This window comes from Streptomyces sp. NPDC006516, from assembly GCF_040611875.1.
Classification (GTDB): domain Bacteria; phylum Actinomycetota; class Actinomycetes; order Streptomycetales; family Streptomycetaceae; genus Streptomyces.
Window position 1 is genome coordinate 418,948 of record NZ_JBEXPD010000004.1, and the last position, 15,263, is coordinate 434,210.

Sequence of the window (15,263 nt, forward strand, 5' to 3'; positions counted from 1 at the left end):
ATCGCGCGGCCCACTACTCAGGTCTTGACCGGGCGCCCGGTGAGGCGCCTGGCGTCTTCCAGGTGCGCGGTCAGCCTGCCCTGGATCAGCAGTGTCGCCTCGTCCAGCGCCTTCCTGGTCCGCCGGCCACTGCCGTCACCCGCCTGGAAGGCGTCGCCGAAGACGACGTCCACCCGGCTGCGCAGCGGAGGCAGTGCTGATATCAACCGTCCGCGCCGCTCGGTGCTTCCCAGGACCGCGACGGGGACGATCGGCGCCCCGCCGCGTACGGCGAAGTACGCGAGCCCCGCACGCAGCGAGGCGAAGTCTCCCTCGCCCCTCGTGCCCTCGGGGAAGATCCCGAGGGCCCCGCCGTTCCCCAGCACGCCGAGTGCCTGCGTGATGGCGGTGCGGTCGACGGTCGTACGGTCCACCTTCAGCTGCCCGATTCCGCGCAGGAACGGGTCGAGGGGGCCGACGAACGCCTCCTTCTTGATGAGGAAGTGGACGGGCCGGGGCGCGGTGCCCATCAGCATCGGCCCGTCGATGTTGTGCGCGTGGTTCACGGCGAGTATGACGGGTCCCGACGCCGGGACCCGCCACGCGCCGAGCACGCGGGGCCTGAACAGCCCGTACATGAGCCCGATGCCGATTCCGCGCCCGACGGCCGCTCCGCGCAGCGTGGGCGCGGCGGTGGCTTCGGTCACTTCGCGGCCTGCTTCTCCCCGACGAGGGTGACGACGCACTCGATGACCTGCGTGAGGGTCAGCTCGGTGGTGTCCACCTCGACGGCGTCACCGGCCTTGGCCAGCGGCGAGGTCTTGCGTCCGGAGTCGGCCGCGTCGCGCTTGATCAGCGCCTCCTTGGTGGCGGCGAGATCGGAGCCCTTGACCTCACCACTGCGGCGCGCGGCGCGCGCCTCGGGGGAGGCGGTCAGGAAGATCTTGATGTCGGCGTCCGGCAGCACGGTGGTGCCGATGTCCCGGCCCTCGACGACGATGCCCCGCTCGGCCTCGGCGGCGATGGAGCGCTGCAGCTCGGTGATCCGGGTGCGCACCTCGGGGACGGCGCTGACGGCGCTGACCTTGGAGGTGACCTCCTGGGTACGGATCGGGCCGGAGGCGTCCTCACCGTCGACCGTGATCGTCGGGGCCGACGGGTCCGTACCGGAGACGATGACCGGCTTGGCGGCGGCCGTGGCGATCTCCGCCGGGTTCTCCACGTCGATGCCGTTGTTCAGCATCCACCAGGTGATCGCGCGGTACTGGGCGCCGGTGTCCAGGTAGCTCAGGCCGAGCTGGGCGGCGACGGCCTTGGAGGTGCTCGACTTGCCCGTGCCGGAGGGGCCGTCGATGGCGACGATCACTGCGGCCGGAGCGGTCCGGGCGGCGGCGCTTACGGTTTCCACGGTGGTGGACACCTTCCTGGTACACGGGGGCGGGCGGAGCGGGGCCACACAACGGCCTCCCCCAAGGTTACCGATTGCGCGAAGCGCCTTTGTACCCCTGTCCCGGGCCGCCCCCGGCCGCCGCTACGGGCGGATCGACCAGCCGCGTTCCTTGAGGGACGCGCTCAGCCCGGGTGCGGCGCTCGGCTCGACCATCAGCTGCACGAGCCCGGCCTGCTGGCCGGTGGCGTGCTCGATGCGGACGTCCTCGATGTTCACCCCGGCCCGCCCGGCGTCGGCGAAGATCCCCGCCAGCTCGCCCGGCCGGTCGCTGATGAGCACGGCCACGACCTCGTACGCCGCCGGGGCCGCCCCGTGCTTGCCGGGCACCCTGACGCGGCCCGCGTTGCCGCGGCGCAGGACGTCCTCGATGCCTTCGGTGCCCGTGCGGCGCTTGTCCTCGTCGGCGGACTGCAGGCCGCGGAGCGCCCGTACCGTCTCGTCCAGGTCGGCGGCGACGCCCGCCAGCACGTCGGCGACGGGGCCGGGGTTGGCGGAGAGGATCTCCACCCACATCCGGGGGTCGGACGCGGCGATGCGGGTGACGTCCCTGATCCCCTGTCCGCACAGGCGCACGGCGGTCTCGTCGGCCTCCTCCAGCCGGGCCGCCACCATGGAGGAGATCAGCTGCGGGGTGTGGGAGACCAGGGCGACAGCCCGGTCGTGGGCGTCGGCGTCCATGACCACCGGGACGGCGCGGCAGAGCGCGACGAGCTCCAGGGCGAGGTTGAGGACCTCGGTGTCGGTCTCCCGGGTCGGGGTGAGGACCCAGGGCCGTCCCTCGAAGAGGTCGGCGGTGGCGGCGAGGGGACCGGAGCGCTCCTTCCCGGCCATGGGGTGCGTGCCGATGTACGGCGTGAGGTCGACGCCGAGCGCCTCCAGCTCGCGGCGCGGGCCGCCCTTGACGCTGGCGACGTCGAGGTAGGCGCGGGCGATCCCGTCCCGCACGGCCGTGGCGAGCACGGATGCGGTGTGGGCCGGCGGCACGGCCACGATCGCCAGGTCGACGGGTCCTTCGGGGGCCTCGGCCGTGCCGGCGCCGAGCGCGGCGGCGGTGTGTGCCGACGACGGGTCGCGGTCGACGAGGTGCACCTGGACGCCGCGCCCCGCGAGGGCGAGGGCGGCGGAGGTCCCGACCAGGCCGGTTCCGATGACGAGGGCTGTTCTCACTGGGCGATGTCCTTGCGCAGGGCACCGGTGGCGCCGAGGTAGACGTGACTGATCTCGGACTTGGAGAGATACGTCTCCACGTGGGCCAGGACGCGGACCACGCGGGGCATGGCCCCGGTGATGTCGAGCTCCTGGGCGCAGATCAGCGGCACGTCGACGATACCGAGGCCCCGGGCGGCGGCCGCGGGGAAGTCGCTGTGCAGATCGGGGGTGGCCGTGAACCAGACGCTGATCAGGTCGTCGGCGACGAGCTGATTGCGCTCCAGGACCGCGGTGAGGAGTTCGCTCACCCGCTCGTCCATGTGTCCGGCCTCGTCCCGCTCCAGCTGGACAGCTCCACGGACCGCTCGTACCGCCACGTCGTACCTCTCGTCGCCTCGTGCTGCGTGCCTTCTCAGCCTAGAGGGGCGCGTGGGCAGGTGGTCGCCCCTGCTCTGTCCGTGAGACACGACGTCGGCGCGGGCGCGCCCGCCCGGCAGCGTGGAGCCCTCCCTGCGCCCACGCGGGGTGTCCGGAGGGGGCCGGTCCCGATCCTTGGGCGCGGTTGCTTCGCCGGGGCGGCCGGCGGCGTCACGATGCCTCTGAGCGACCACCACGCGAGGAGAGCCATGAACGCACGACGAAGGGCGGTCCTGACCGCGGGGGCCGCCGGAGCCGCGGCACTGGCGGCCGGCTGTGGCTCGTCGGACGGCGAGGGGGACGGGAGCGACGAGAGCTCCGCATCGGCCTCCGCCGGCGCGGAGCTGGCCAGGACCTCCGAGGTCCCGGCCGGTGGCGGCACGATCTTCAAGGACCGGAAGATCGTGGTGACCCAGCCTGCCGAAGGCGAGTTCAGGGCCTTCTCCGCGGTGTGCACCCATGCGGGCTGCATCGTCGCGTCCGTCGGCGACGGCACCATCAACTGCGCGTGCCACGGCAGCCGGTTCAGCATCGGGGACGGAGCGGTGGAGGAGGGTCCGGCCACCCGCCCGCTGCCCGCCGAGCGGATCACGGTCGACGGGGACGTCATCCGCCAGGCCTGAAATCCCTTTCCCGGCGCTCACCCCGCCCGCGTACGCTCACCGGGATGATCACCCCTGACGGCGCACGGCTCGTGCGGGACCACACCGTGTACTCGTGCGTGATGGGCTCCCGTGCCTTCGGGCTGGCCACCGAGGACAGCGATACGGACCGACGCGGAGTCTTCCTCGCGCCCACACCGCTCTTCTGGGGCTTCGCCAAACCCCCGACCCATGTCGAGGGGCCTGCGGACGAGCAGTTCTCCTGGGAGCTGGAACGCTTCTGCGAGCTCGCGCTGCGGGCGAATCCCAATGTGCTGGAGTGCCTGCACTCGCCGCTGGTGGAGCACGCCGACGCCTCGGGCCGTGAGCTCGTCGCTCTGCGCGCGGCCTTCCTGTCACGTCAGGCCCACACCACGTTCGTGCGCTACGCGCTGGGCCAGCGGCGGAAGCTGGAGGCGGATGTCCGCCTCCACGGCGAGCCGCGCTGGAAGCACGCTATGCACCTGCTGCGGCTGCTGGAGAGCTGCCGGGACCTGCTGCGTACGGGCGAGCTGGTGATCGACGTGGGCGACCGGCGGGAGGGTCTGCTGGCGGTGAAACGGGGCGAGGTCCCGTGGGACGAGGTGGAGCGCGCGATGGCGCGGCTGGCGGACGAGAGCGACCGGGCCGTCACCCGCTCCCCGCTGCCTCCGGAGCCGGACCGGGAGCGCGTGGAGGCCTTCCTGGTCCGCACCCGGAGGGCGTCGGCGGGGTAGGTCAGCCCGCGTCCGCCGGGCGGCGGGCCAGCCAGAGCCGGCGCGTGGAGCGGACGACGAGGTCGTCGCGGTGGCGCACGTCCTGCGGGCCGCCGTCGAGGAGGGCGCCGAGCGCGGCGAGGTCCGCGGGCTCGGCCACGCCGTCGAGTGCCCCGCGGATGCGGCCGAGCACGACGTGGGCGTACCGGCCTGCGGAGGGCGGAAGCGGGGCCCGCACCTCCAGCGGCTCCATGTGCTCCTGCTCGACCGTGAGGCCGGCGGCGGCCAGCAGGGCGCCCCAGTCTGCGCCCAGGTGCGGCACCTGTCGCGCGTGCAGCCCGTCCAGCGCCTCACGGCAGCGCGCCTCCAGTCCCGGGCGGCCGGGCGCCGCGTCCTCGGGCAGGAAACGTGGCATCCCGTCCATCTCGGCGACGGCCAGCACGCCGCCGGGGCGCAGCGCGGCGCGGACCCCCGCGAGCGCCGCGGCGGGGTCGTCCACGTGGTGCAGGGAGGCCGAGGCCCAGACGAGGTCCGCGTCCTCGATGCCGGCGAGCCCGGCACCGGCGTCCGTCTCCAGGGTGCGCACCCGGTCGCCCAGGCCCTTGGCACGGGCGGTCTCCTCGATCAGGGCCAGCATCTCCGGGGAGTTGTCGACGGCGGTCACCCGGGCGCCGGGAAACCGCTCCAGCAGCGCGAAGGTGCCGGTTCCGGTGCCCGCGCCGAGGTCCACGACGTGGGCGACCCCGGGCCCCGCCGCGTCGGCGACCCGGGCGGTCACCGAGGTGAGGTACGGGGCGAACAGCTCCGCGTCGAGATCGAGCACTGCGGCGAGGGCGTCCTGTGCGCCGGAGGTCCCGTGATCGTGGCCGTGATCGTGGTGGTCGCCGTGGCCGTGACCGTGGTGCTCGTCGTGGCCGTGCTGTGCGCCGTGGGCGTGCGGGGCGGCGCCGTGCTGTCCCGGGGCGTGAGGGTGGGAAGGGGTGCGAGTCATGCGACCGAGCTTACGAAGTGTTGCTTCCAGCGCATACCGTCTTGCCCATGACGCAAGAAGGCAGTGACCTCGACAGCCTCGTACGCAAACGGGTCCGCGCCCTGCGGGCCGCGCACGGCTGGTCGCTCGACGACCTCGCAGCCCGCTGCCACCTCAGCCCTTCCACACTGAGCCGGATCGAGACCGGCCATCGCAGGATCGCGCTGGACCAGCTCACCGCGATCGCCCGGGCCCTCGGCACCTCGCTCGACCAGCTCGTCGAGTCGGCGCCCGACGACGTGGTGACGAACCCCACCCTCATCCCGGCGCGCGGTCTGACGCAGTGGGCGATGCGCGGCGAACCCGGGGTCACCGTGGCCCGGATGCGACTGACCGGCCCGCCGCCGGAGGGACCGTCGGCGCTTAAGGCGCACCCCGGGCGGGAGTGGTTCACGGTGCTTTCGGGCACGGTCGTGCTGCTGCTGGGCGACCGGCGGCTGCGCGTGGAGGAGGGCCAGGCGGCGGAGTTCACCACGATGCTTCCGCACGCGCTGGGCGCGGTCGGCGGCCCGGCCGAGGTCCTCGGAATCTTCGACCGCGAGGGCCACCGCTCCCACCTGCGCGAAGGCGGGTGAGAGGGCGGCCCGGCACCGTCAGGACGTGACGCGCTCCCCCAGGCGCACCCGGACGACGAGATCGTGCAGGGCGTCGAACCCCGAGGGTCTCTCCGCGAGCCGTGAGGCGGCCTGCGCCTCGTCGAGCACGGCGTGGAGCGACTCGACGTCACGCGCGGCAGACGGGCCGTCGACCATGTGCGCCGCCCCGTGCTCGGCCTCCGTCTTCGCGTCGATCAGCTCGGGCAGGCAGGCCGGGGCCGTCACTTCGCCGAGCAGGGTGGGCAGATGGGCCACCAGCGTGCCGGTGCGCATCAGATGGATGCCGGTGAGCAGCGCCCGGAAGGTGTACAGGAGCGGCTTGAGCTCGCCGGTCCTCTCGAACAGCCGCCACTGCGTACCGGCGAACCCTCTGTAGTGGTGCGCGTGGTTGCGGGTCACCACCGCCGGTGCCAGCGCCGCGAGTTCCGCGTGCGGGGCCGTGGTGTGCACGACGAGCGGGGACAGCAGCTGCTCCAGCACGTAGCCGTTGGGCTTGAGCATGAGACGTACGAACTTGCGGAGGTCGTGGGTGACGAGGTCCATCTCGGCCCCGTCGTGGTCCCACATCCGCGAACGTGTCTCCTCCGGCTCCCGCAGCCCGACGAGATCCTCGGCGGGCAGGACGTGGACCCCCCGCAGGTCCACGTCCGAGTCGCGCGAGGGGAAGCCGTAGAGGTGCGCGCCCGAGACGGTGGCGAACAGGATCGGGCAGGGCTCCTCGGCGATTACCGGGGCCAGGTCGGTGACCGGCAGCCCGGCCCGCGCGAGGAGCGCCGTATCGGTGTGCATGGGTCAAGCGTCCCAGAGCGCGGCCAGCGACAGCAGGTCGCTGCGGTACTCGATGCGCTCCGACCACTCCTTGGGCCACGCCCCCGCGCCGAGGTGGGCTCCCGCCAGCGCGCCCGTCAGGCAGCCCAGCGAGTCGGAGTCCCCTCCGGTGCAGGCTGCGCGGCGCAGGGCGGTGACGGGTTCCTCCGGGAAGAGCAGGAAGCAGTGCAGGGCCGTGGCGAGGGCCTCCTCCGCGATCCAGCCGTCACCGGTGGCCTCGCAGGGGTCGGTCTCCGGGGACGGGTCACGCAGGGCGTCCTGGACCCGGGCGAGGGCGACGAGGCACTCGTCCCAGCCGTGCCGGATGTACGCCTCGGGCGAGGACGCGCCCGCGTAGCGCCACAGGTCGCCCAGCCAGCGCTCGTGGTAGCGGCTTCCGTTCTCGTACGCGTAGCTGCGCAACCGGCCCACGAGGCCCATCGGTTCGGATCCCTGCGCGAGCAGGAAGACGGCGCGGGCCATCAGGTCGGACGCGGCGAGCGCGGTGGGGTGGCCGTGGGTGAGGGCGGCCTGGAGCTGGGCCGCCCCCGCGCGCTGTTCCTCGCTGAGGCCGGGTACGAGGCCGACGGGTGCGACCCGCATGTTGGCGCCGCAGCCCTTCGAGCCGGTCTGGCTCGCCTCCTGCCAGGGGCGTTCGCTGTCGAGCAGCCGGCAGGCGGTCATGCAGGTGCGGCCGGGGGCGCGGTTGTTGTCCGGGGAGTGGTACCAGTCGACGAACTCCTCACGTACGGGTCGCACCAGCCGCAGGGGGGTGAGCAGCCCGCGGTCCATCGCGGTACGTATCCCGCGTCCCAGCGCGAGCGTCATCTGGGTGTCGTCGGTGACGAAGGCGGGCTTGGGCAGCCGCATCTGCCGCCACGGTCCGCACTTCGCGAGGATCGCCGGAACGTTGTCGAACTCGGTGGGGAAGCCCAGCGCGTCGCCGAGCGCCAGCCCGGTCAGCGCGCCCGTGGCGGCCTGTTTGGTGAGGGTTCTCGTCGGGATCATGTCGTCCGTCCTTTCGGGCGTCCTTCCGGGCGCAGCAGTGGAGGGTGCAGGGCGGTAGCGGCACCCGCCTTGTAGAGGGCGGCCGGTTTGCCCCGTCCGCCGGTGCGGCGCGGCGGTCCTTCCACGGCCTGGACGAAGCCGGGCGTGGTGAGGACCTTGCGCCTGAAGTTGGGCCGGTCGAGCTCGACGCCCCAGACGGTCTCGTAGACCTGCTGGAGCTCCCCGAGCGTGAACTCGGCGGGGCAGAACGCGGTGGCCAGACAGGAGTACTCCAGCCTGGCGCCGATCCGGTCGTGCGCGTCGGCCAGGATGCGGTCGTGGTCGAAGGCGAGCGGCTCCGTGCCGCCCGCCTCCCACCACTGGGCGTGCGCCGCGTCCCCGCCGCCCCGCGGTTCCGGCAGGTCGGGGACGAGTGCGGCGTACGCGACGGAGACGACCCGCATCCTGGGGTCGCGGTCCGGATCGCTGTAGGTGCGCAGCTGTTCGAGGTGGAAGCCGCACACCGTGTTCTGGGTGAGGCCGGTCTCCTCGGCGAGCTCGCGGCGCGCGGCCTCCTCGGCGGATTCGCGGGGCAGGACGAATCCGCCGGGCAGCGCCCAGCGGCCTTTGTACGGTTCCTCGCCACGCGTCACGAGCAGGACGTGGAGCCGGCCTTCGCGCACGGTGAACACGGCCAGGTCGACGGTGACGGCGAAGGGGGTGAAGGCATGCGGGTCGTAGCCCTCGGGGACGGTGCTCATCGGCGCTCCGGGAGGGGCGCGGTGAAGTGCGGCCCGGCGGCGAGGAGTGCGTCCACGGCGGCGACCGCGGTGGCCAGACGCTCCTGCCGACTGCCGGTGATCTCGATGAACTCGCGTCCGGTGCGGGTGAGTTCGGCACGGAACCGGCCGGTCATCCAGGGCCGCAGCTCCTCGCCGTCCCGCAGCCCGTCGTCCTCGAAGGCGACGCCCTCGTGGTCGGTGAGCAACCACAGGTGGTGGCGGTTGCGGTCGGCGATCTTCTCGACGAGCGGGTTGCGTCCGCCGATGTACCGCTCGTGCCAGACCGTGGTGGCGAAGGAGTCGGTGTCGCAGAAGAGCACCGGGGAGCCGAGCCGCGCGGCGGCGTCCTCCCGCGCGTTCTGGGTCTCGGCGATGAGCGGGAAGTCGTCGGTGGTGAAGGTGACGTCCTCCCACTGGGCACCGGGCCAGCGCGCGCGCAGGGAGGCGAGCTTCCCCTCGCTGAACTCCCGGCCGTACTCGGCGACGTACCCCGTCCGGGCCCACACGCCGCCGCGCGCGCGGTAGTGCTCGGCCAGCGCGCGGGCCAGGGTCGTGGTCCCGGTGGACTCGGCGCCGAGGACGACGACCCGGCGGGTGAGGGCCGCCCGCACCGGCGGTTCGAGGAAGTCCCAGCAGCCGGCCGGATCGGCACGGACCGCCGTGCCGGAGACGGGGAAGACGGTGCGGCCGGGGTCGACGAGGACGGACTCGGCTCCGAAGCGCCGGGCCAGCTCGTCGCCGTACTCCTCCGAGGTGAACACGGCGTCGACGGGTTCGGGCACGGCTCCGGTGAAGACGGCCATGTGCGCGTCCCAGACGGCGGGGTCGGCGAGGTCCATGGGTATGTCGTCGACGGCGCCCACCACCCGTACGTCCGGGTGCACTTCACGCATCCAGGCGACCCGGTCGGCGAGCGGGACCGATTCGACGGACGCGGCGCAGACCAGGACGGTGAGCCGCTCGCAGCGGTCCCGGGCGGTGCGTACGAGATGGTGGTGGCCTGCGTGCGGCGGATAGAACTTGCCGAGGACGAGGCCGTGTCCGTGACGCTTCACGCCGGCACCACCACTGCGGCCCGGCGGCCTCGCTCGAGCTCGAGGTACCGGCTCCAGTTGCGCAGCCCGATGAGGCAGAGCGTGAGGAAGCCCAGGTACAGCAGGGAGGTGAGGTAGAGCTCCTTGTAGGCGTAGAGCGGGATGTAGACCACGTCGGCGGCGATCCACAGCCACCAGGACTCGACGCGCTTGCGGCACTGTCCGTACGTCGCCATGAGCGACAGCGAGGTGGTCAGGGCGTCCCAGAACGGCACGGTCGAGTCCGTGGCCCGGGACAGCAGGAGCGTGAGCCCGAGTGTCCCCGCCGCCCCCGCCGCGAGCAGCCAGGCCCATTCGGTGCGGGTCGTGCTCCGCACCGGCAGGACGGATGTACCCGGTCCACCCCCGTGGGTCCAGGTCCACCAGCCGTACGCGGCGAGGGCGATGAAGACGATCTGCAGGCCGGCGTCGGCGTACAGACCGGACTGGGCGAACAGCAGGATGAAGAACAGGTTGTTCGCGATGCCGATCGGCCAGTTGGCGAGGTGCTGGCGGGCCACGAGCCAGACGCACAGCGCGCCGCTGCCGAAGCCGAGCACCTCGGTCCAGCTGACCGGGGTGTCGAGGACGGTCACCAGGGGCTGTTGCAGGGGATCGAGTATGTCCGCGAGCGTCACTGCGCCTCGCCTCCTTCTTAATGGTCACTCTGACTATAAAGAAGAAACCGCGACGGCAAAAGGCCCGCGGCCGGTTCCCGTCCGGAAAACTGGACGAGGAACCGGCCGCGGGCCGTTCGGGGAGGGGCGTGGACTACAGGCCGACCTCGCGCATCAGCATGCCCACCTCGGTGTTGGTCAGGCGACGCAGCCAGCCCGACTTCTGGTCACCCAGCGGGATGGGCCCGAAGGAGGTGCGCACCAGACGCTCGACCGGGAAGCCGGCCTCGGCCAGCATCCGGCGGACGATGTGCTTGCGGCCCTCGTGGAGGGTGACCTCGACCAGGTAGTTCTTGCCGGTGTTCTCGACGACACGGAAGTGGTCGGCGCGGGCGTAGCCGTCCTCCAGCTGGATGCCGTCCTTGAGGCGCTTGCCGAGGTCACGCGGCAGCGGACCCTGGATGGCGGCCAGGTAGGTCTTCTTCACCCCGTACTTGGGGTGCGTCAGACGGTGGGCCAGCTCACCGTGGTTGGTGAGCAGGATGATGCCCTCGGTCTCGGTGTCGAGGCGTCCGACGTGGAACAGCCGCGTCTCGCGGTTGGTGACGTAGTCACCGAGGTTCTGGCGGCCGTCCGGGTCACCCATGGTGGAGACGACACCGGCGGGCTTGTTCAGCGCGAAGAAGAGGTACGACTGGGTCGCGACGGTCAGGCCGTCGACCTTGATCTCGTCCTTCTGCGGGTCCACGCGCATGCCCTGCTCGAGGACGATCTCTCCGTTGACCTCGACCCTGGCCTGCTCGATCAGCTCCTCGCAGGCGCGGCGCGAGCCCATGCCGGCCCGGGCGAGGATCTTCTGCAGCCGCTCGCCCTCCTGCTCGGCGCCCGGGTGGGTCTTGGGCAACTTGATGTCGGGCTTCTCGGCGTACCGGTCGCGGTTGCGCTGCTCGATCTTGGCGTCGAGCTCCCGGGGGCGGGACGGGGCGCCCTGGCGGCGACCGCCCTTGCTCACGTTCTGGGCCGGCTTCGGGCCGCCCTTGGCGCCGCCGCGGGCCGCCGCGCCGCGGCCCTTGCGGGGGCCTCCGTCGCCGCCCGGCTTGTCGGAGCCCACGTCGTAGCGGCGCTCCTCGGGACGGGGACGGCGGGGGCGCTGCTCCTGCTTGTCGTCACGCCCGCCCGCGGCCCTGGGGCGTCCGGAGCTGCCCGAGCCGCCCCGGGGGTTCCGGTTGCCGCCGCTCTTGCCGCTGCCGCTTCCGTTGTTGCTGCCACTGCTTCGCATCAAAATTCCGTCTTGTCGTCTGCGTGAGTTTCCGGGGTGTCCGGTGCGTCCGGATCGAACGACGGCACACCCTCTAGCGTCTCAGCCTCGATCGCGTCCGCCTCCGGGAGGAAGGGCGCGAGCTCCGGGAGCTCGTCCAGGCCTCGCAGGCCCATGCGCTCCAGAAAGTAGTTCGTCGTCCTGTACAGGATCGCACCTGTTTCGGGTTCCGCGCCCGCCTCCTCGACCAGACCCCTCTGGAGCAGGGTCCGCATGACGCCGTCGCAGTTCACTCCGCGCACCGCCGAGACCCTCGACCGGCTCACCGGCTGGCGGTACGCGACCACCGCGAGGGTCTCCAGCGCCGCCTGGGTGAGCCGGGCGTGCTGGCCGTCCAGGACGAAGCCCTCGACCGCCGGCGCGTACTCCGGCCGGGTGTAGAAGCGCCAGCCCCCGGCGACGAGCCTCAGGTCGAACCCGCGGCGCTGGACGGTGTACTCGTCGGAGAGGGCACGCAGGGCGTCCGCCACGGCTCTGCGGGGCCGCTGGAGGACCTTGGCGAGGTGCTCCTCGGTGGCCGGCTCGTCGACGACCATGAGGACCGCCTCCAGCGCCGGCTTGAGGTCGAGCCCGGCAACCGTGCCGTCGTGCCCGTCGTCGTCCGTCGTCATGCCTGTGCTTCCTCCTGCGGCTCGCGCACCTCTTGGTCGAACTCGTCCGTGACCACGGGCTCGGCGTCCTCTCCCCCGGCCCAGCGGACCATGAGGTCGCCGAGCGCCTCCTCCTGGTCGAGCGCGACCGCCTTCTCGCGGTAGAGCTCCAGGAGCGCCAGGAACCGGGCGACGACCGTGAGGGTGTCCGCCGCGTCGCCGGTGAGGTCCGCGAAGCTGATCTCACCCTCCGCGCGCAGCCGGGCCACGACGATCTCGGCCTGTTCGCGGACGCTGACCAGCGGGGCGTGGATGTGGTCGACGTACACCTGCGGCTTCGGCCTGGGCTGCATCGCCTTCACCGCTAGCCGGGCGAATCCCTCGGGGCCGATGCTGATCACGACCTCGGGCAGCAGCTCGGCGTGCTGGGGTTCCAGCCCCACGGTGCGGGGGTGGCGACGGGACTCGGACTCCAGGCGGTCGCTGAAGATCTCCGCGATCCGCTTGTACGCGCGGTACTGGAGCAGTCGCGCGAAGAGCAGGTCCCGCGCCTCCAGGAGGGCGAGGTCCGCCTCGTCCTCCACCTCGGCGGTGGGGAGCAGCCTGGCGGCCTTCAGGTCGAGGAGGGTCGCGGCGACGACGAGGAACTCGGTGGTCTGGTCGAGGTCCCAGTCGGGGCCCATGGCGCGGATGTGGGCCATGAACTCGTCGGTGACCTTCGACAGCGCCACTTCGGTCACGTCGAGCTTGTGCTTGGAGATCAGCTGGAGGAGCAGGTCGAAGGGGCCCTCGAAGTTGACCAGACGCACGGTGAACCGGCGGTCGTCGCCGGTTCCGGCGGCGGTTCCGGCGGGGCCTGTCTCCGCGGGGGCCGTCCCGGAGGGGCCGGTCTCTGTGCGGGCCGACTCTGCCGGGCCTGTCTCTGTCGGGGCTGGAGCCCGTACAGCCGTGGGCGTGCCCCCGCCCGCTCCCGGAGGGCTCTGGACGGGCCCCAGGGGGCCCTGGAGGGCTTGCGGGGCGTCTGCCGCCGTCTCCGGCCCGTTCTCCGGCCCGTGCGGGGCTCCAGGCGCCTCAGGGGGCGCCGAGGCCGCTGCGGGCTCCGCCGGAACCACAGGCGCCACAGGAACCTCGGAAACCCCAGGAGCCGCAGGAACCGCAGGAGCCGCACGAGGCGCCGCTGCCGGGCCGCCGGGAGAGTCCACGGGGTCCGCGGGAGCCGTCGCAGGCCGTATCCCCGGCCCGCGGCCGAGAGCACGGCGGGTCGGGCGGGGCGGGTCGTCGGCTGTCGGCATGTGCTGGGGTCCAGATGTCCGGCGGGGAGTCGGGCGGTGGCCCTGGGGCGGGGCCGCCCCTTCGGCGGCGTCCCTCCCCCGGCAGGCTACCGGCGCGGCGCCGGTCAGCGGCCCCGCAGCCTCCGCACGAGGATGCTCGCGTCGCCCCTCGACTCCAGGTCGGCGAGAACCACGGCGACCGCCTCGCGGACGATGCGCCCCCGGTCGACCGCCAGGCCGTGCTCACCGCGCAGCACGAGCCGCGCGTGTTCGAGGTCCATCAGTTCCTCGGCGGAGACGTAGACGGTGATCTTCTCGTCGTGCCGCTCCCGGCCGCTCGGCCGCCGGTTCGCTCCCCGCCCCTGCCCGCGCCCCCGCTGGGGCTGGACGGTGGGAGCGGCCGCCTCCTGTGCCGGTGCCGGTGCCGTACGGGGCGGGGCGGGCGCACCGCGCTCCTCCCCCTCGGCGCGACTGCGTGAGCCGCCGCTGTCCGCGTCCGCGGCGGAGTGCTCCTCGCGGGACGCCCCGGTGGCCAGGTCCCCGCCGCCGGCCGTGCCGCCCTGCTCCGCCGGATCGTTCGCCCCGGACGGCGCGGGCACCCGCGGTTCGCCGTTCGCCTTGCGTCGCCTCTCGGCAGGGGACGAGGCCTGCAGGCCCATGCCCCCGGTGGTGCGGAACAACTCGTCGGCCCCCGGCAGACTCACTCGGCGTGACACCGGGCGAGCACCTCCCTGGCGAGCTGACGATAGGCCGCGGCACCGACGGAGTTGGACGCGTACGTGGTGATGGGCTCACCGGCGACCGTGGTCTCCGGGAAGCGCACCGTACGCCCGATGACCGTGTGGTAGACGTGGTCGTCGAAGGCCTCGACGACGCGCGCGAGCACCTCACGGCTGTGCACCGTGCGGGAGTCGTACATGGTGGCGAGGATGCCGTCCAGTTCCAGCTCGGGGTTGAGCCGCTCCTGGACCTTCTCGATGGTCTCGGTGAGCAGTGCCACACCGCGCAGCGCGAAGAACTCGCACTCGAGCGGGACTATCACCTTGTGAGCCGCCGTCAGGGCGTTCACGGTGAGCAGACCGAGCGAGGGCTGACAGTCGATCACGATGTAGTCGTAGTCGGCCATCAGCGGCTTGAGGGCACGCTGCAGCGTCGACTCCCGGGCCACCTCGCTCACCAGCTGCACCTCGGCGGCCGAGAGGTCGATGTTGCTGGGGAGCAGGTCCATGTTGGGCACGGCGGTCTTCAGCAGGACCTCGTCCGCCGCCATGCCCCGCTCCATGAGCAGGTTGTAGACGGTGAGGTCGAGCTCCATCGGGTTGACCCCGAGGCCGACCGACAGGGCTCCCTGCGGGTCGAAGTCCACGAGCAGGACGCGCCGGCCGTACTCGGCGAGCGCGGCACCCAGGTTGATGGTCGACGTGGTCTTGCCCACGCCGCCCTTCTGGTTGCACATCGCGATGATCTTCGCGGGGCCGTGATCGGTCAGCGGACCGGGAATCGGGAAGTACGGCAGCGGCCGGCCGGTGGGGCCGATCCGCTCGCGGCGCTGGCGAGCGGCGTCGGGCGCGAGGGTGGCCGCGTACTCCGGATCGGGCTCGTATTCGGCATCGGGGTCGTAGAAGTGCCCCTCGGGCACCTCGGCGAAGTCGGCGAAGTGGGCGGTCTCTCGGCCACTTTCGTTGCCGGCCATGGCGTTCACGTGTAGGCCGTCCATCATCTGGGGGGCTGTCGTCATGTGCTGGTGGGTGGCGAAGGTGCGGACAGCGACGGAGCCGACAGCTTCGAGCCCGATCGGGCTCAGACCCCGCGCAGGCATCCCTGGTTGACCACCCCCGGGAGTAATTGTCGACTCATTCAC

Annotated in this window: 18 protein-coding genes; 3 read left to right on the forward strand and 15 right to left on the reverse strand. The window is 72.6% G+C overall.

All coding sequences use genetic code 11. The features are described from left to right. Positions 1-17: 17 nt before the first annotated feature. The 4 genes from ABZY45_RS16250 to aroH form a co-directional block, all read right to left on the reverse strand. Positions 18-686 (reverse strand): lysophospholipid acyltransferase family protein, encoded by a 669-nt coding sequence (locus ABZY45_RS16250; protein ID WP_356740366.1) that lies wholly within the window; start codon positions 684-686, stop codon positions 18-20. Beyond that, a complete protein-coding gene (gene cmk / locus ABZY45_RS16255) occupies positions 683-1,399 on the reverse strand; it encodes a (d)CMP kinase (RefSeq protein WP_356740368.1) in 717 nt (238 codons plus the stop codon). Before cmk ends, ABZY45_RS16250 begins: the two co-directional genes overlap by 4 nt. A 111-nt stretch (positions 1,400-1,510) precedes the next feature. Beyond that, the gene (locus tag ABZY45_RS16260; protein ID WP_356740370.1) at positions 1,511-2,596 is read right to left on the reverse strand and encodes a prephenate dehydrogenase; all 1,086 of its coding nucleotides are present in this window, start codon (positions 2,594-2,596) and stop codon (positions 1,511-1,513) included. After that, positions 2,593-2,955 carry a chorismate mutase gene (gene aroH, locus ABZY45_RS16265; protein WP_356740372.1) on the reverse strand — a complete coding sequence of 121 codons (363 nt, stop codon included), beginning with the start codon at positions 2,953-2,955 and terminating at the stop codon, positions 2,593-2,595. Before aroH ends, ABZY45_RS16260 begins: the two co-directional genes overlap by 4 nt. Before the next feature lie 249 nt (positions 2,956-3,204). On the opposite strand from aroH, the gene ABZY45_RS16270 reads away from it, so the two are divergent. Continuing rightward, on the forward strand, positions 3,205-3,618 hold the full coding sequence (locus ABZY45_RS16270; protein WP_356740374.1) for a Rieske (2Fe-2S) protein: 414 nt from the start codon (positions 3,205-3,207) through the stop codon (positions 3,616-3,618). 44 nt (positions 3,619-3,662) lie between these two features. After that, positions 3,663-4,352 (forward strand): nucleotidyltransferase domain-containing protein, encoded by a 690-nt coding sequence (locus tag ABZY45_RS16275; RefSeq protein ID WP_356740376.1) that lies wholly within the window; start codon positions 3,663-3,665, stop codon positions 4,350-4,352. A gap of 1 nt (position 4,353) precedes the next feature. Here the strand turns inward: ABZY45_RS16275 and ABZY45_RS16280 are convergent, their stop codons facing one another. Then, a complete protein-coding gene (locus ABZY45_RS16280) occupies positions 4,354-5,322 on the reverse strand; it encodes a class I SAM-dependent methyltransferase (protein WP_356740378.1) in 969 nt (322 codons plus the stop codon). A 47-nt stretch (positions 5,323-5,369) separates the two neighbouring features. Here ABZY45_RS16280 and ABZY45_RS16285 point away from each other — a divergent pair, with 47 nt between their 5' ends. After that, positions 5,370-5,936, forward strand: coding sequence for an XRE family transcriptional regulator (locus tag ABZY45_RS16285; protein WP_356740380.1), 567 nt, complete (start codon positions 5,370-5,372; stop codon positions 5,934-5,936). 18 nt (positions 5,937-5,954) lie between these two features. Here the strand turns inward: ABZY45_RS16285 and ABZY45_RS16290 are convergent, their stop codons facing one another. The 10 genes from ABZY45_RS16290 to ABZY45_RS16335 all read right to left on the reverse strand — a co-directional run bounded on the left by ABZY45_RS16290 (position 5,955) and on the right by ABZY45_RS16335 (position 15,221). After that, entirely contained in the window at positions 5,955-6,746 is a 792-nt protein-coding gene (locus ABZY45_RS16290; RefSeq protein ID WP_356740382.1) for a nucleotidyltransferase domain-containing protein, read from the reverse strand. A 3-nt stretch (positions 6,747-6,749) separates the two neighbouring features. After that, positions 6,750-7,772, reverse strand: coding sequence for an ADP-ribosylglycohydrolase family protein (locus ABZY45_RS16295; protein WP_356740384.1), 1,023 nt, complete (start codon positions 7,770-7,772; stop codon positions 6,750-6,752). Then, positions 7,769-8,512 (reverse strand): NUDIX domain-containing protein, encoded by a 744-nt coding sequence (locus ABZY45_RS16300; RefSeq protein ID WP_356740386.1) that lies wholly within the window; start codon positions 8,510-8,512, stop codon positions 7,769-7,771. Before ABZY45_RS16300 ends, ABZY45_RS16295 begins: the two co-directional genes overlap by 4 nt. Further along, positions 8,509-9,588, reverse strand: coding sequence for an AAA family ATPase (locus ABZY45_RS16305; RefSeq protein WP_356740388.1), 1,080 nt, complete (start codon positions 9,586-9,588; stop codon positions 8,509-8,511). The genes ABZY45_RS16300 and ABZY45_RS16305 overlap by 4 nt, the downstream gene beginning before the upstream one ends. Next, entirely contained in the window at positions 9,585-10,244 is a 660-nt protein-coding gene (gene pnuC, locus ABZY45_RS16310; RefSeq protein ID WP_356740390.1) for a nicotinamide riboside transporter PnuC, read from the reverse strand. Before pnuC ends, ABZY45_RS16305 begins: the two co-directional genes overlap by 4 nt. Before the next feature lie 133 nt (positions 10,245-10,377). Continuing rightward, complete coding sequence (locus ABZY45_RS16315; RefSeq protein WP_356740392.1) at positions 10,378-11,502, reverse strand: pseudouridine synthase; 1,125 nt, start codon at positions 11,500-11,502, stop codon at positions 10,378-10,380. Further along, positions 11,502-12,152, reverse strand: a complete 651-nt coding sequence (gene scpB / locus ABZY45_RS16320) for an SMC-Scp complex subunit ScpB (protein WP_356740394.1) — start codon at positions 12,150-12,152, stop codon at positions 11,502-11,504. The genes ABZY45_RS16315 and scpB overlap by 1 nt, the downstream gene beginning before the upstream one ends. Beyond that, complete coding sequence (locus ABZY45_RS16325) at positions 12,149-13,423, reverse strand: segregation/condensation protein A (RefSeq protein ID WP_356740396.1); 1,275 nt, start codon at positions 13,421-13,423, stop codon at positions 12,149-12,151. Before ABZY45_RS16325 ends, scpB begins: the two co-directional genes overlap by 4 nt. A 104-nt stretch (positions 13,424-13,527) precedes the next feature. Continuing rightward, on the reverse strand, positions 13,528-14,106 hold the full coding sequence (locus ABZY45_RS16330; protein ID WP_356740455.1) for a hypothetical protein: 579 nt from the start codon (positions 14,104-14,106) through the stop codon (positions 13,528-13,530). Beyond that, a complete protein-coding gene (locus ABZY45_RS16335; protein ID WP_073751114.1) occupies positions 14,103-15,221 on the reverse strand; it encodes a ParA family protein in 1,119 nt (372 codons plus the stop codon). Before ABZY45_RS16335 ends, ABZY45_RS16330 begins: the two co-directional genes overlap by 4 nt. Positions 15,222-15,263 lie beyond the last annotated feature (42 nt).

Bases quoted from the DNA above. Each gene is read 5' to 3' on its own strand.
- ABZY45_RS16270 (WP_356740374.1), top strand. From the start codon at position 3,205: ATGAACGCACGACGAAGGGCGGTCCTGACCGCGGGGGCCGCCGGAGCC.
- ABZY45_RS16275 (WP_356740376.1), top strand. From the start codon at position 3,663: ATGATCACCCCTGACGGCGCACGGCTCGTGCGGGACCACACCGTGTAC.
- ABZY45_RS16280 (WP_356740378.1), bottom strand. From the start codon at position 5,322: ATGACTCGCACCCCTTCCCACCCTCACGCCCCGGGACAGCACGGCGCC.
- ABZY45_RS16285 (WP_356740380.1), top strand. From the start codon at position 5,370: ATGACGCAAGAAGGCAGTGACCTCGACAGCCTCGTACGCAAACGGGTC.
- ABZY45_RS16290 (WP_356740382.1), bottom strand. From the start codon at position 6,746: ATGCACACCGATACGGCGCTCCTCGCGCGGGCCGGGCTGCCGGTCACC.
- ABZY45_RS16295 (WP_356740384.1), bottom strand. From the start codon at position 7,772: ATGATCCCGACGAGAACCCTCACCAAACAGGCCGCCACGGGCGCGCTG.
- ABZY45_RS16300 (WP_356740386.1), bottom strand. From the start codon at position 8,512: ATGAGCACCGTCCCCGAGGGCTACGACCCGCATGCCTTCACCCCCTTC.
- ABZY45_RS16315 (WP_356740392.1), bottom strand. From the start codon at position 11,502: ATGCGAAGCAGTGGCAGCAACAACGGAAGCGGCAGCGGCAAGAGCGGC.
- scpB (WP_356740394.1), bottom strand. From the start codon at position 12,152: ATGACGACGGACGACGACGGGCACGACGGCACGGTTGCCGGGCTCGAC.
- ABZY45_RS16325 (WP_356740396.1), bottom strand. From the start codon at position 13,423: ATGCCGACAGCCGACGACCCGCCCCGCCCGACCCGCCGTGCTCTCGGC.
- ABZY45_RS16335 (WP_073751114.1), bottom strand. From the start codon at position 15,221: ATGCCTGCGCGGGGTCTGAGCCCGATCGGGCTCGAAGCTGTCGGCTCC.